Genomic DNA, 14,815 nt, shown 5'->3' on the forward strand with positions numbered 1-14,815 from the left:
TAAGTATATTCAGACATGCTTTCTAATTTACTTATCAAGAATTACGCACTGATCAAGCAACTGGAAATGTCGCCGGATCAGGGTTTAAATATAATAACCGGGGAAACCGGTGCGGGTAAATCCATTATGCTGGGCGCGATAGGCTTGTTGCTCGGTAACCGTGCCGATGTAAAATCGCTGTATGATTCTTCGGAAAAATGCGTCATTGAAGGAAGCTTTAATCTGACCGGCTACGATCTCGGGCCGAATTTTGAAGAGGAGAACCTCGATTTTGCAGATGAATGCATTATCCGCAGAGAGATTGCAGTTTCGGGCAAATCCCGGGCATTTATCAATGATACCCCCGTTAATCTTGAAACCTTAAAGAAAATCGGCGGTCAGTTGCTGGATATCCATTCACAACACGATTCGATTTTGCTGGGCAGCAATGATTTTCAGTTACAAGTCATTGATTCGTTTGCCACCAACTACAATCTTTTAAAAACCTACTCGAAGCATTACTCTGTATACCGCGACGCAGCTGCAAGACTTGACCAGCTTCAAAAGAAAGCCGGGCAGCTCAGGAAAGAGTTTGACTATGACCAATTTTTGTTTCAGGAACTCAATACTGCGAGCTTAAGGCCTGGCGAGCAGGAGAAGCTGGAAGAAGAGCTGACTATTCTTGAAAATGCAGTTGAAATAAAAGAGCGGCTGCAACTCGCATATACTTACCTTGATAATCCCGAGGCTTCGGTTCTGGATTTTCTCAAAAATACCATTGGTGCATTGGGCCAGGCGGCCAGGTTGGTTGGCGGCTACGAAACGCTCCGGCAGCGTGCACAAAGTGCATTGATCGAACTACGCGACCTTGCCGACGAAATTGATCAGGTTAACAGTTCGGTTGAAGTTGATGCGGGAAGGAGTGAGGAGGTACAGGGAAGGTTGGATCTGATCTATAATTTGCTCAAAAAACATCAGGTGTCGACAGTTGATGAGCTGCTCGCCATTGAAGCCGAGCTGCAAAACAAGCTCACTGTTGTACTGAACCTCGACGATGATCTCCAAGCTGCTGAAACCGCGACCAACCAAGCCAAGGAAGCAATGCTGAAAAGCGCAGCTAATCTGTCGGAGAGCCGGAAAAAAGTAGTGCCCGCTATCGAAAAGCTGATCCTTCAAAGGCTGGCTGAACTGGGTATTCCCAATGCAAACCTGTCAGTACAAATCGCGGAGACGGCACCCTCTCCTACAGGCACCAATGCAGTTACATTCCTGTTCAGCGGCAACAAAGGAATTACTCCGCAGGAACTCAGGCAGGTAGCCTCAGGCGGTGAATTCTCGCGGCTTATGATGGTAATTAAATACATACTTGCCGACAAACGCAAGCTTCCTACCATTATCTTTGACGAAATTGACACCGGCGTATCCGGCGAAATAGCCAAGCAAATGGGCAAAATGATGCAGAATATGGCTAAAAACCATCAGATCATCGCCATCACCCACTTGCACCAGATTGCCAGCAGCGGCGATGCACATTACTTTGTGTACAAAGACCACTCTTCAGACCGCACAGTGAGTAAAATCAAGAAACTGTCAATTGATGAGCGGGTGCAGGAAATCGCGCAGATGATCGGTGGGCATAATCCTTCCGAGGCTGTTTTGCTCAATGCACGGGAGTTGATTTTAAAAGGTTAAAAGTTCATCCAATTCCACGTAAAAATTACTCTCTTCATGAAACCAGTTTTCGCAATTACAATCATGATCGGCCTGCTGACCGGCTGTGCCAAGAAAGAAGAAGATAAAGTGGCCACACTGGAAAATGAAGTGCTGGCAATTCACGACGAAGTAATGCCGAAAATGGACAGCATTATGCTGCTTAAATCGAGGCTATCCAAGAAAATACAGGAAATTGATAGCCTGGGCAATGTGGGCGTGAGCAGCAATACCATGGCGGAGCAACGCATTAAGGCGGCGGATCTCAATCAAAAGTTGAATGAGTCGGATAAGCTGATGATGGACTGGATGCATGAGTACAGAGGCGATTCGGCTAAAAAGCTTAAACCGGAACAGGCAGTTCTGTACTTTGAAAGTGAAAGAGACAAAATCCTGCAGGTGAAACAGCTCACGCTGAAATCCATGCAAGAGGCCTCAACATTCTTACAGTAAGCATTTATGAAGTTTAATAAAAGTTACCCACTCAGCATTTCCCTCACCCTACTGCTTTCCTCGGCCGCATTATGGTCGTGCAATAACAATGATAAACTGCCCATCCTCGGTGAGCGCGACTGGACAACGAAGACGGTGAATGGAAAGGAAGTTGTGGATACGATCTACAATGTAATTCCGGCATTTTCTTTTGTAAACCAAAATGGCGAGACTGTCACGGAGAAAGCGGTCGAAAACAAAATTTACGTAGCCGACTTTTTCTTTACCACCTGTCCAACCATCTGTCCTGTCATGAAGCGACAGATGATCAAGGTTTATAACGAATACAAAGGGAATGAGGACGTGATGATCCTCTCCCACTCCATCGACCCTGAACACGATACGCCGGAGGTACTGAATAAATATGCCAAAGATCTCGGTGTAGAAGGCAAGCAATGGCAGTTTTTGACAGGTGACAAGGAGAAAATATTCAAGATCGGACAGACCAATTATATGGTTACTGTCGAGACAGACAGCGGCTCAGCCGGTGGTTTCCTGCATAGCGGCGCATTTATCCTGATCGATAAAGAAAAGCATGTGAGAGGAATGTACGACGGTACAACGGACGAAGGAGCCGAGCGCCTGATCAGGGATATTAAGAAATTAATGAAAGAGTACGAAAGTTGATACTGCTTTGAGAGTTCCTACGATCACCCGAATAGCTTTCCTGTTTTGCTGCATTGCCTTTTTATCGTGCAAAAACGAGGAAGAGCTTAAAACGGAGCAGTATTTTGTAGAAGGAATGCAGTTATATATGACGCATTGCTCGAACTGTCACCAGAGTACCGGTGAAGGATTATCCAATCTTTATCCGCCAATCAAAGGCTCTGCTTTGCTAAAAGATAAAGCTTTCCTTTCCTGTATCATCAGAAATGGAATGGAAGGCACTATCCTGGTTAATGGAAAGGAATTCAATCGTCCTATGCCGGGAAACCCGAAATTGACAGATATTGAAATTGCTGAGATTGTAACCTTCGTGTCTGTGAAGTGGGGAAAAGACAGCGTTTATACGCCGATAACTTTTGTGGAAGAGGCATTGACAAAGTGTAAAGTTCGCTAAGGTCCGCTGAACTTATAGATCCCTGTTGCTTTTCTGAACTTGATCCGGGTAAAATCCTGCTCTGCATCCATTCCGATCGCATTGGTAACTTCTGAGGTCCTGTTGTTACGCACTGCAAGCGGCTTGTCCGTAAATACTTTCCTGGTACGCGGACTCCAGCTGAGCTCGGAAGTGGTCATAATCTCCTGTGTTTCGGATTTCACGACGCGCACATTTCCTTTTACAATGTAAACGTCTGCGGCCTTATCGTACCTCCCTGAATCTGATCGCAGACGGGTAATAACTCGGCTGAGTGTATCGTAGAAGCTGATATTAATCGTATCCGGGAAGATCTGATTATCATTTTGGAAGCGCTGCGATCGCGGCGTTTTCATCAGCACTTTGATCTTCCCCTGCTCACTGTACTTCACCTGCACCTCGTTAATGACTTCAACAGGTCCGGTATATAGCGCACCTACCTTATTCTTTTTGTCCTCGCAAGAGGAAAGCAAAACTCCCAGCAGGATTACGATGCAAAAGGGAGATAAGTGCTTCATTTGCTTTACGACAGCTTTGAAAGAAGTAAGCGCATCCATGGCATAGTTAGTCTAGTTTTTGTTTAACAAACCACCTCTCCAGTAATGTAATTCCAAGTACCGCGCGGGCATAACGTTCTTTGACCTGGCCTACTCCGGTATTTCCCCTCTGCCCGCCTATCAATGCGACTGAAAGGAAATTCTGGTAACCGCGGCCCATCGGGAATGTGAATCCGAGACTGATATTTGCATCATTTACATTCTTTCCGGCTACAACGTAAGGCGTATTGCCGTAACTGAAACCAAGTCGGTAACGCACCAGGTTGAAGTAGTTAAGAGAAGTAAAACGCGGCAGATATTCTGCACCCAAATGGATGCGGTTAACATCTCTGAGTGACTCACTCAAATTATTGAAATTGCGATACTGTGACCAAGACTGGCGGCTGTAATCAGCCGAAAGAATCAGCTTGAAAGGCCACTCCAGACTTGCGCCTACCTGGTATTGTTCAGGAATCGTCAAACTACCCGACTGATTGTTATCAAGGGTATCGGGCAATGTAAGCGGGAAAGAATTCTGCGTTAACTCGAAAGTAGTTGTATTCTCAGAATTCAGGCTCGTGCTGAAACTATATGCACCTCCAAGATTCAGGTTCAGCTTGTTTTCCTTTTTAATCGGGATCCTTACTGCCGCTCCCGCTCTGAAAGCAATGTCAGAATAGGTGGTTCTCTGATTTAAACTAACCAGGTAATTATTAGAAGCACTCTCACCCGGCATCACAAGAATTACGTCCGAAGATCTTCTGGCATTGCCGAAAAAGTAGCTGCTTTCAAGACCGACGCTGATATATTTATTGATCTGAACCGAGTTCGTGATAGAAGCCTTGTTTATACCACCCTTCCCTGAGGTAATATAAAGCGCCTCGGAAGCAGTTCCTATCACCGGCTTTGTGGCCTCATTCTGATAGTCAATAAAGCTGTAAGGTTTTAAATTAACTCCAATCACCCACCTTGGTTTAACAGGAAATGAAAGAGAAAGATAGGCAAGGTTGGCACCAAAGTTGGTCTGCTTGTCAGAACCGGCAGTGATATTCTTGTACTGCGTAACCAGCCCCACATCCAGTGTAGTAAAACGGTTGCGGACCCAGAGTGCCGGGTTTAAATTGTTGATCTGGAAACCACTTGCAGTACTTACCCCTGATTGTCCCATTCCCGAGTTGTCGGAGTATGCATCTCCGTAAAACTCACCGATTCCGAGTGACGAATAAGGCGAGTTACCAAGACCTTGCGCGTTGAGATTTGCACAACTCCATCCCAGTCCTAATGTTAATGTAAGTAGTAATATTTTACTGTATTGAGACATTATAAGTTAAAATTCTGTTCAAGCCTATTAAAACCAATTCCGGCACCGCAAAGATGGGCGGTTTCAGGCTACTTTCAAAAAAAGTAACATCGCCACCACACATTACTACGCGCAATGCGGGGAATTTGTGTCGGTATCTTTCAATTATTCCTTCAATTTCTGCGAGCACGCCATTCATCACGCCGCTGAGCATCGCATTTTTAGTACTTTTCCCGATTAGCTGCGGCTCCTTTTCCGGATCGATCAAGGGAAGTCTTTTGGTAAACGAATTCATCGCCTTGAATCGCATTTTAACACCAGGCGAAATAATGCCGCCCTGAAAAGCGGCGCGACGATCGACAAGATCGTAAGTAATGCAGGTTCCCATATCTATCACCAACAGATCCTCACCCGGAAACAGGAAATTTGCACCGGCAGATGCAGCAATCCGGTCCGCACCCAAAGTTTCCGGCGTGTCATACTCCTTTGTAATCGGCAAAGGCAACCGGGGAGTAAGTGCCATAACCGGCGTGTCCAGCCGAAGAGCAGTTGTGAACTCTTCTTCGGTGTAGCTGACTGAGGAAAAAAGAATGTAATCCGGACTATCCCGCCGCACCGTATCAATCAATTCTTCGAAATTCAACCCCGTCGTATAGCGTAACAGTTTTTCCCTCTGGAACCAGCCGACTTTGGAATAAGTATTGCCTGAATCGATAACAATATTCATGTAAATGGGAAAAACAGCTGCGTAATTGAACCGCAACAAATATCCTGATTTTACGAGGTACCATCAAACAAATGCGGGAAACCGGCGTCTTAATTAAAGTTAAAACGGTCATTTTCTGACTAATGGGCAGTAGTAAACATTTTAAAGCTTATTTATTTGGAAATAAAAAAGATATTTTGCACCTTCGTCCATCTAAGTCAGTATCGACTTATAAATCCAGAATCCATCTATCGGTAGCTCCGTTCCCAACGTTACCTAGGTTTAAAAAATCTTGCCGATTTATTGTCAATACTTCCATTGTATCAAGTTGCAGAAATTCACCATTGATCCATTCAAGTTTTCCAGCGAGTAAGGTCATTAATTCCGGCTACTTCGATAAATTTTTATTTCAATATCAATGACCATCACACGGCTTTGGGTCGGGCCCAAATTTTATATCAATAACATTCAACTTATTATCCCATCGGTAAAGTCTTACTTTACTTTCCATTCTCTTTATGCCTACAATTGATGAATTGAACATTAAGCTTCTCTCGGAGCTTAAAGAAATAGCAGGTTCGCTCGGAATACCTGATCATACTAAACTCGCTAAAAAAGAACTTATTAACCGCATTCTCGCCAATCAGGAAAATGGAAGCGCTGCAACTCAGCCCGTTGTTTCCGAAGCCGTGGCAGAAGGCGACGACGAGCCTAAGAAGAAACGTGCACGTCGCCCGGCTGAACCTGTTCCGGTTGCTGTAAAACAAGGCGGTAACCGCCCTGGAAAAGGCAAAAAAGACAATGCAGGCAAATCGTCAGCTCCCCTTTTTGATAGCCCCAGACCGCAGGCGCAGCCCATATCAGAAGATCTTCCAAAGAATATTGATATTGCGGACGAAGCAGACGAAGATAACGATACATTGAATGATCTTGGAAGGGCAGAAATTGCTATTCCGGTCGAAACAGATCAGGTATCTGATACAGAAACACAGGAAGAACCCGCAGCAGCAGGCAATGATAACGGAAATGGAACTGCCCGGGAAGAAAGACCTGCCAGACAACAGCACGAAGGAGGAGAGCGCCAGGCGCAGCCACAACAACAGCGTGAAGATCCTTCATCCAAAATAAAACGCAATTACAATAACTACGTACGGGAATTTGACGGGTTGATTATCAATGAAGGTGTCCTCGAAATTATGCAGGATGGCGGATATGGTTTTCTAAGGTCGGCAGACTACAACTACCTGGCTAGTCCCGATGATATATATGTATCTCCTTCTCAAATCAAACTTTTTGGTCTCAAAACGGGCGATACTGTGAAAGGGCAGATCCGTCCACCGAAAGAAGGCGAGAAGTATTTTGCATTGCTTCGCGTGGAAACTGTAAATGGTAAAACAACCGAGGAAATCAGGGACCGTATTCCTTTTGAATACCTGACCCCATTGTTCCCCGACGAGTGCCTCAAACTCAGCTCCCGCCCTGATCAATATTCAACACGTATCCTTGATCTTTTTGCACCGATCGGAAAAGGCCAGCGTGGAATGATCGTAGCGCAGCCCAAAACTGGTAAAACTGTCCTGTTGAAGGAAGTAGCGAATGCAATTACACGCAACCACCCCGAAGTATTCCTGTTAATTCTGCTGATCGACGAACGCCCTGAGGAGGTTACTGATATGCAGCGCAGCGTTCGTGCCGAAGTGATTGCGTCTACATTTGATGAGCAGGCAGATCGTCACGTGAAAGTGGCGAGCATTGTTTTGGAAAAAGCGAAAAGAATGGTTGAATGCGGTCACGACGTCGTGATTTTGCTTGACTCCATTACGCGTCTCGCGCGTGCTTACAATACCGTGGTACCTTCGTCCGGTAAAATCCTTTCAGGTGGTGTGGATGCAAATGCATTGCACAAACCGAAACGGTTCTTTGGAGCGGCGAGAAACGTCGAAAACGGCGGCTCTCTGACGATCATCGCTACTGCGCTGATCGATACAGGTTCTAAAATGGACGAAGTTATTTTTGAAGAGTTTAAAGGTACCGGTAACATGGAATTGCAACTGGACCGCAAACTTTCAAACAAACGCGTATTCCCTGCGATCGATGTAATGGCTTCCGGTACACGTCGCGAAGACTTGCTGCTTGATAAGGAAACATTGAAGAAAGTGTGGATCCTGCGCAAGCACATGTCGGATATGAATGCAATGGAGTCAATGGACTTCCTACTCGAACACATGAAAGGGACACGGAACAACGAAGAGTTCCTTATTTCTATGAACCGATAATTAAGAGAAAGCCTGGACTTCACCGTTCAGGCTTTTTTCATTCCTCCTGTTTACCTGAATGGAAAAAACTTTTACCCGCCGATTCAACATTCCATGACTTACAACACAAATCAGCCTATCGCAACAAGCGCTACCAGAACAGTCTACCCAACCATCAATCCGAACACTGAGCCCGACAACCTGAAATTGATTGATGGTATCGGACCAAAGATCGAGGAATTGTTTAATAAGGAAGGCATATACACTTACGAGCAACTGGCCGAGGTTTCGGTAATCAGAATGGCAGGTATCCTGAAAAAAGCAGGACCCAGGTTCCAGATTCAAAATCCTTCTTCCTGGCCAAAACAGGCTGCTTTTGCCCGCGACCATAAATGGGAGGAACTTGCTCAGCTAAAACTCAGCCTGATGGCAGGCAAAGTCTAGTAACAGAAATCCACTCCATTTTGCCATAAAAAACCCGCCATACAGCGGGTTTTTACTTTTATTAAATAGCCTATACCCAATGCATTAAAGCGTCGTAACAGTGCGCTGAATGAATTGTGTCAGATCATTTCCGGAGAGCATTCCCTGAGACAACAGAGCCAGATCATAAACCTGCTTAGCCAATGCTTTTTGTGCATTCTCGTCTTCCGTCTGCAGAATACGTCCGATAATCGGGTGGTTCGAGTTCAACGAAACTGTATACATTAGGGGCATATCTCCGAACATCGACCGCTGACCTGAACTAGCCTGCATATCTGTCATGCGGCGCATAAATTCAGGGAATGTGATTACCACAGGCAGCTCGTCAACCGGCATTGCCTCCACCTGTACATTGGCAGTTTTGCTACTGGTAACTTCCTCAAAAATCTTCTTAGCTTTTTCCTGATCATCAGTTGAAAGGATGCTTTCAAGCTTCACATCTTTTTCAACAAGCTTGTCGAGCGTATCTGCATCCACGCGCTTCACATTTACCTTTTCAAGCTTTTGCTCCAAAGTATTGATAAAGTGTGAATCAATTACGCTGGTCAGCGCAAGTACATCGTAGCTGCGTTTTTTGGCAGACTGGATAAATGCATCCTGCTTTTTCTCGTCAGTAGTGTAAAGCCAGATCTGGTTTTCATTCTTGTCTGTCTGGTTTTCACCTACGTGCTGGCGGTACTCTTCAAAAGTGAAGAATTTACCATCTGTATTTTTCAGCAGACAGAAATCCTTGGCCTTTTCGTAGAATTTATCGTCGCTGATAATACCGTATTTCACAAACAAACCGATATCGTCAAACTTCTTCTCAAATCCCTCGCGGTCGTTTTTAAATATTTCCAGCAGCTTATCCGCCACTTTGCGGGTAATATATCCATTGATTTTCTTCACATTTCCGTCCGCCTGAAGGTAGCTTCTGGATACGTTCAAAGGAATGTCCGGAGAGTCGATCACCCCGTGCAGCAATTGCAGGAAGTCGGGAACAATGTCTTTTACTTCATCAGTAATGAACACCTGGCGGCTGTAAAGCTGGATTTTCTCACGTTGTCCCTGAAAATCGTTTCTCAATTTCGGGAAGTAAAGAACGCCAGTCAGATTGAATGGATAGTCCACATTCAAGTGGATCCAGAAAAGCGGATCCTCGCTGAAAGGATACAGCTCCTTGTAAAATGCGAGGTAATCTTCATCCGTCAGGTCCGACGGGCTCTTAGTCCAGATCGGACTTGGATTATTGATTATCTTTTCTTCAAACTCAATTTCGATCGGAAGGAACTTGCCGTATTTTTCAAGTATCCCGCGCAGACGATGTTCGTCAAGGAATTCTTCCGAATCGGGCGCAATGTGCAGGATGATATCCGATCCGCGTTGTGCCTTTTCTGCGGGTGAAAGCTCAAACTCTGTCGAACCGTCGCATTGCCAGCGAACTGCCTCGGCGCCTTCTTTATAGGATTTGGTCAGGATCTCAACGTTTTCGGCAACCATATAAGCGGAGTAAAATCCGAGACCGAAGTGCCCGATGATACCTTTGTCACCTTTTCCGTCTTCCCCTTTGTCCTTGTATTTCTCAACAAACTCGGTTGCTCCCGAGAATGCGATCTGATTGATGTACTTTTTGATTTCGTCGGCTGTCATACCAATACCATTATCGCTAATAGTAATTGTTTTTGCCTCCTTGTCCAGTTTCACAACAACCTTCAACTCGCCCAGCTCTCCATTAAACTCGCCGTAAGAAGCCAGCTTTTTGATCTTCTGGGAAGCGTCGACTGCATTGGAAACTAATTCGCGTAAAAATATTTCGTGGTCCGAATAAAGGAATTTTTTGATAATCGGAAAGATATTCTCGGTGTGAATGCTAAGATTTCCTTTTTCCTGAATCACTGATTCCATAGTCTGTTTTTTAGTTATTTATTTTAACAATTTGTTTTTCGGCTGTCGCAATACCCGGATCAAATATGCGTTCCAAATACAATCAAAACACACTTTGGCTGACACATTGTCAGTTAACGCATTGTTGAAAGCCCGCTAGTGAACGGTTGGTATGTGAAAGGCTTTTTTCTTAATATTGCGAGTGTAAGCAACCCAGCTAAAATCTCAAACCTGTTCCATACGAACACCAATATTTAACATGAATCTGATTAAAAAAGCAATTGCAGGTGCATTTTTCCTTTGCACGATTTCGGCTTGTACCACCATGAATTCGGTGCCGCTATCTAACTACACGGTATTTACAGAAGATTTACGCCGCGATTTGGAATCAGCCAATATCCCATTGGAAAAAGTGCAGTTTTTTAATGACAAGGCGATCAATATCAGAAGAGAAGTGTCTGATCCAAATGACATTAAAGTAAATCCGGAAGGTCAGATCACGATGAGCAATGGAAAAAGCATTCAGACAATCAATGTACTTCCTTTCACACCAGGTGTTGCATTGGGCTCTGACAGCGGGACGATCCATGTTTCCTGGGACGATACGCAGCAGGATACCAAAGGAATGAAGTTCAACCTGAGTGGCCAAAACTACTTTCTGGACGTTTTACCTAACAATAAATTCGATTACAAAGAGCGTACATTCGATCTGCAAAACGGAAACGGAACGCGATTATTTGTAAAGAAAGACCTTTTGAAGCAAGTGAAAAATCAGCGGGAAACGCTGAAAGGACGGAAAGTAGGTCAATAAAATATTCCTGAGAAAGTGAAGGCCGGCAAATTGCCGGCCTTTTTTGTTATTCGTCAGTTCAGGTTAAAATACTGGCTTTTATCTTTCAGGGCGGGCTTTTCAATTATTTTGGAGTCGTAAAACAATGCGAGTATCATCAGCCCGATCACCAATGCCAGCCCGATTTGCAGCGAAGTGATTACCCCGAAACTGGCCATATTGCTTTTGGATTCCTTCATCAGATCTTTACCGACATTCGACTGGATATCGGTCAGTTCATTCAGGCTTGTTACCGCCTCCCTGAACTTCAATGCGCCATGCTGGGCAAATATCCGTTTCCCCTCCTCCACATCACCAGCCGCACAAAGCGACAGAATCCGCGCTTCCAGCATCGCGTACCGATTGTTTTGGTCACGGAATGCAGACAGGCTTTTTGCTTCCTCTTCCACCAGGTACGTTTTTTCAAACAGGTGTAAAAGCGAATCAATGCTCTTATCGTAAGATTTCAGCTGCTTTTCCACCTTGGCGGAAACAGCAGCGCCATTGCTGAAAAGGTGATTTTCAAGTGCTAACCGCTTGCTATACAGATTTTCAGTAATGTAAATAATGGTAGTAGCCGGAATAAGGCGATCATTGTAAATAGAAGCAGATGAATGACCGATCCCCTCTACATTATGCTGCGACAGCATCGTACCCAGAATGATCACCAGCATAATCCCTGCCAGCAAGCACATTGCCCGCAATTTCCGTTGAATTAAAAAAGTCCATTTCATAACATGCAGGTTGACCCGGTCGCTCCTCTCTCTTTCTATATCAAAAATGCTAAATTATCTTGTCAAAATAACGTATTACTTAGGCGCTTTCATATTTTTAGAAGGTATCAAAATAAAGAACCGGCGCGCAGCCAGCACACCGGTTCTCTCAAAAGTAATTAACTATCCCTTATTTCTGGTCGCCTCCGCCGATTACATCCGTGTTATTGACTGATTTAGTTTTGCGTTTAGGCGCATCAAAACGCATTTTCCCGATCGCGTAATTGAATGTAATCTTGAAATTGCGATTATAAAGCTGCGTTTGAGAGCTCTGGTTGAATTGAGGAGAAGTCAGGTCAGAAGTAAACCGCACTCCTTTGGTCATGAAATTTTCAGCTGCAAAACCAACACTTCCCTTTTTGTTAGCAAGATCCTTTTTGAAGCCCAGCGAATACATATAAAATCCGGTGCGTGTTCCCTGCAGCTGGATTTCTTTGCCGCGGTAAAATCCGAAAGCTTGTACTCCCCAACCCTGGCGAAGCTGAATTTGTGACATTAACCTGCCGCCATAATTGAATCCCGAGTTGCTGGCCTGCTCCGAAAGTCCATCCAGGTTGGTAGTTTGTCCTTCCAGGTAAGTATGCAGAATATCGAGACTTCCATTCAAAGTCCATTTGGGAGTGAGATAAACGTTTGCAAACACATTCATTCCATAAGCCCGCTGCTTTCCGATGTTCTCAAATGTTGTCACTATCGCCCCTTGCAAGGTATCCACGGCCATTCTTACCTGTGTGATCGAATTGTTGGTCTGTCTGGCGAATGCAGAAACATTCAGGTATGTTTTCTTGATGTTGGTGCTTAACGCCAGTTCAAAATTATCCGTCAGTTCCGGGTTCAATGCAGGGTTACCTGTGCTGATACTTTGCGGATTGGAAAGATTCACGTTCGGGTTCAGCTGTTGAATACCCGGGCGCTGGATCCGGCGGTTATAAGCAGCTTTCAAAGTCGTACTTCCCGAAAGCGCTTTGGAAACATTGATACTCGGCACCAAGTTACCATAGTTCGGGATTGCTACTTCGCCTGCACTGCCCAGGTCAGCCTTGATACCTGTGAATTCATAGCGCGTACCTACCTTGAAGGTGTATTTTTGCTTTGTGGTGAGTGTGTAAGATAAGTAGCCAGCACCTACATTCTGCCTGTAATTCAATGTACCTGACGGACTGGTCGGGCTTAGTACAAAGTCTCCTGACAGAATGGAGACCAGGTACCGAAAGTCGCTGTCCACAGTCCTGAAAATGCCTTTTGCACCAAATTCAATAAGCTGATTTTTACCTATCGGAGTCTGGTAATCAGTCTGTAATGTAAACTCAGAATTATGGTTCTTATTCTCATTTTTCAGCGAACTGTTCACAGTATTCTCGTCCACCAGTATATCAGTATTGAAGTTATTTGTCAATCCCGTGCGGCTGTAAAGAGTTGAAATGCTCCATTCCTGCTGAGGCTTGAATGTGCGGATATAGTCGATGTTAAAATCTACGGTACCCGATAGATCCTTCCGATCCACCTTCCGCTGGGAGGTAAGATTAAGCAAATCGTTTTCAAACTGATTAATGGTCAGGTTTTGTTTTTGAATAAAATTCCGCGTTCCATAACGCAGCCCGGCCGAAAGCGCCTGGTTCTTACCCAGATCGTAATCCCATCCCAGTGAATATTGCCCAAACAATCCGCGGTCTTTCGCATCGGAACTTTGCTTGGTCAGAAAAGAAGTTTCTCTTGAAAACGTAGTCTGATCCAGCAAAGAAGTGGCTTTGTTGTAAAATGCGCGGCCGAATCCTCCAAGGGTAAAACCCATTTTTCCTTTGCGGTAACTGCCATTCAAACCCAGGTTAGTACCCCGGTTACCTACCCCGGAATCGATATTGAGCGTCAAACCTTGCAGGTTGTTTTTCTTAGTAACGATATTAATGATCCCGCCCGATCCTTCCGCATCGTACTTGGCAGAAGGCGAAGTGATCACTTCCACAGTCTTGATCATATCTGCCGGGATCTGCTTTAATGCATCGGCCACATTGCTGGCGATGATCGTTGAAGGTTTGTTATTGATCAATACACGAATATTGGAACTCCCACGCAGCGACACGTTTCCGTCCAGGTCAACGGACAGCATAGGAACCTTCCGCAAAAGGTCAGCTGCGTCACCACCTTTGGAGGTAATATCTTTTTCTGCATTGAAAACGAGCCGGTCTACCCTTTCTTCCACGAGCGATTTCTCGCCGGTAATGGTCACTTCCTGCAAATTCTGAATGCTCGAAGCCAGCTGAATGGAACCGAGCTCGATATCCCTGCCCTTTTCTACTTTAATGTTGTCAATTGTTCTGTCTTTGAACCCGATGAACGAAATCAGCAGCTTGTAAGTCCCCGGTGCTATTTTCGCAATCGTAAACTTGCCGTTTTCATCCGCAGTAGTACCGTCGATCGCCTTGTTTTCTGCGGCACTGAATAATGCAATGCTGGCAAATTCTACACCTTTCGCTGCTGCTGAATCCAGTACAATTCCGGAAATCTTCGAATTGCCTTTTGCAGGACTTTCTACAACGTTCTGCGAAGCTCCTGCCGGCACCTGCGCATTTGCATTCTGACACCAAATAGCCGCTAACAGGATCAGCAAGGCGTTTTTTAAAATGAGGAGCAATGTGTTTTTCATGATTTTAAAACTTTGATAAAAAGAGGGGGCAGTTCACCTGTCCTGACTTAAATACAATTCCTGATACAAAAGAAAAATATTGTATCCACTTCCAAAGTGATAATAGACAGCCGGGCTGTTTTCATCTTCCAATTGCCGCTTTTGTCCGTTACGACAAGTACGAGCGG

At 44.9% G+C, this 14,815-nt stretch carries 13 protein-coding genes; 7 read left to right on the forward strand and 6 right to left on the reverse strand.

Annotation, left to right across the window (positions count from 1 at the left end):
* Positions 1-15: 15 nt before the first annotated feature.
* From recN to AC1XTG_RS12620, 4 genes are read left to right on the forward strand one after another with little or no spacing between them, the layout of a single operon-like run.
* Positions 16-1,671 (forward strand): DNA repair protein RecN, encoded by a 1,656-nt coding sequence (gene recN, locus AC1XTG_RS12605; RefSeq protein WP_484842234.1) that lies wholly within the window; start codon positions 16-18, stop codon positions 1,669-1,671.
* 36 nt (positions 1,672-1,707) lie between these two features.
* Complete coding sequence (locus AC1XTG_RS12610) at positions 1,708-2,142, forward strand: viral A-type inclusion protein (protein WP_484842235.1); 435 nt, start codon at positions 1,708-1,710, stop codon at positions 2,140-2,142.
* A 6-nt stretch (positions 2,143-2,148) separates the two neighbouring features.
* Positions 2,149-2,808: an SCO family protein gene (locus tag AC1XTG_RS12615; RefSeq protein WP_056281755.1), complete on the forward strand. Its 660-nt coding sequence runs from the start codon at positions 2,149-2,151 to the stop codon at positions 2,806-2,808.
* Positions 2,809-2,815: 7 nt separating this feature from the next.
* Positions 2,816-3,241, forward strand: a complete 426-nt coding sequence (locus AC1XTG_RS12620) for a c-type cytochrome (protein ID WP_484842236.1) — start codon at positions 2,816-2,818, stop codon at positions 3,239-3,241.
* Here the strand turns inward: AC1XTG_RS12620 and lptC are convergent.
* From lptC to AC1XTG_RS12635, 3 genes are read right to left on the reverse strand one after another with little or no spacing between them, the layout of a single operon-like run.
* Positions 3,238-3,816, reverse strand: coding sequence for an LPS export ABC transporter periplasmic protein LptC (lptC, locus tag AC1XTG_RS12625; protein WP_229238582.1), 579 nt, complete (start codon positions 3,814-3,816; stop codon positions 3,238-3,240). The genes AC1XTG_RS12620 and lptC overlap by 4 nt on opposite strands.
* A gap of 7 nt (positions 3,817-3,823) precedes the next feature.
* A complete protein-coding gene (gene bamG, locus AC1XTG_RS12630; protein WP_229238581.1) occupies positions 3,824-5,116 on the reverse strand; it encodes a BamG family beta-barrel-assembly machinery protein in 1,293 nt (430 codons plus the stop codon).
* Positions 5,100-5,822, reverse strand: a complete 723-nt coding sequence (locus tag AC1XTG_RS12635; RefSeq protein WP_056283403.1) for a type III pantothenate kinase — start codon at positions 5,820-5,822, stop codon at positions 5,100-5,102. The genes bamG and AC1XTG_RS12635 overlap by 17 nt, the downstream gene beginning before the upstream one ends.
* Before the next feature lie 497 nt (positions 5,823-6,319).
* On the opposite strand from AC1XTG_RS12635, the gene rho reads away from it, so the two are divergent.
* A complete protein-coding gene (gene rho, locus AC1XTG_RS12640) occupies positions 6,320-8,077 on the forward strand; it encodes a transcription termination factor Rho (protein WP_056281748.1) in 1,758 nt (585 codons plus the stop codon).
* 93 nt (positions 8,078-8,170) lie between these two features.
* Positions 8,171-8,500, forward strand: coding sequence for a hypothetical protein (locus AC1XTG_RS12645; RefSeq protein WP_484842237.1), 330 nt, complete (start codon positions 8,171-8,173; stop codon positions 8,498-8,500).
* Between the two features lie 84 nt (positions 8,501-8,584).
* Here the strand turns inward: AC1XTG_RS12645 and htpG are convergent, their stop codons facing one another.
* Positions 8,585-10,423 carry a molecular chaperone HtpG gene (gene htpG / locus AC1XTG_RS12650; RefSeq protein WP_484842238.1) on the reverse strand — a complete coding sequence of 613 codons (1,839 nt, stop codon included), beginning with the start codon at positions 10,421-10,423 and terminating at the stop codon, positions 8,585-8,587.
* Positions 10,424-10,661: 238 nt separating this feature from the next.
* Here htpG and AC1XTG_RS12655 point away from each other — a divergent pair, with 238 nt between their 5' ends.
* Complete coding sequence (locus tag AC1XTG_RS12655) at positions 10,662-11,213, forward strand: hypothetical protein (RefSeq protein WP_056281738.1); 552 nt, start codon at positions 10,662-10,664, stop codon at positions 11,211-11,213.
* Between the two features lie 53 nt (positions 11,214-11,266).
* Here AC1XTG_RS12655 and AC1XTG_RS12660 read toward each other — a convergent pair whose 3' ends face one another.
* Both AC1XTG_RS12660 and AC1XTG_RS12665 read right to left on the reverse strand, forming a co-directional pair.
* Positions 11,267-11,965, reverse strand: coding sequence for an MCP four helix bundle domain-containing protein (locus tag AC1XTG_RS12660; RefSeq protein ID WP_056281733.1), 699 nt, complete (start codon positions 11,963-11,965; stop codon positions 11,267-11,269).
* A 169-nt stretch (positions 11,966-12,134) separates the two neighbouring features.
* Positions 12,135-14,648, reverse strand: coding sequence for a TonB-dependent receptor (locus tag AC1XTG_RS12665; RefSeq protein ID WP_484842239.1), 2,514 nt, complete (start codon positions 14,646-14,648; stop codon positions 12,135-12,137).
* Positions 14,649-14,815 lie beyond the last annotated feature (167 nt).

Source organism: Dyadobacter sp. HNCC25DJ183 (assembly GCF_056895175.1).

Coding starts and splice junctions, on each gene's coding strand:
- rho (WP_056281748.1), top strand. CDS start 6,320: ATGCCTACAATTGATGAATTGAACATTAAGCTTCTCTCGGAGCTTAAA.
- bamG (WP_229238581.1), bottom strand. CDS start 5,116: ATGTCTCAATACAGTAAAATATTACTACTTACATTAACATTAGGACTG.
- AC1XTG_RS12615 (WP_056281755.1), top strand. CDS start 2,149: ATGAAGTTTAATAAAAGTTACCCACTCAGCATTTCCCTCACCCTACTG.
- lptC (WP_229238582.1), bottom strand. CDS start 3,816: ATGGATGCGCTTACTTCTTTCAAAGCTGTCGTAAAGCAAATGAAGCAC.
- AC1XTG_RS12660 (WP_056281733.1), bottom strand. CDS start 11,965: ATGAAATGGACTTTTTTAATTCAACGGAAATTGCGGGCAATGTGCTTG.
- AC1XTG_RS12610 (WP_484842235.1), top strand. CDS start 1,708: ATGAAACCAGTTTTCGCAATTACAATCATGATCGGCCTGCTGACCGGC.
- AC1XTG_RS12655 (WP_056281738.1), top strand. CDS start 10,662: ATGAATCTGATTAAAAAAGCAATTGCAGGTGCATTTTTCCTTTGCACG.
- AC1XTG_RS12645 (WP_484842237.1), top strand. CDS start 8,171: ATGACTTACAACACAAATCAGCCTATCGCAACAAGCGCTACCAGAACA.
- recN (WP_484842234.1), top strand. CDS start 16: ATGCTTTCTAATTTACTTATCAAGAATTACGCACTGATCAAGCAACTG.
- htpG (WP_484842238.1), bottom strand. CDS start 10,423: ATGGAATCAGTGATTCAGGAAAAAGGAAATCTTAGCATTCACACCGAG.
- AC1XTG_RS12635 (WP_056283403.1), bottom strand. CDS start 5,822: ATGAATATTGTTATCGATTCAGGCAATACTTATTCCAAAGTCGGCTGG.
- AC1XTG_RS12665 (WP_484842239.1), bottom strand. CDS start 14,648: ATGAAAAACACATTGCTCCTCATTTTAAAAAACGCCTTGCTGATCCTG.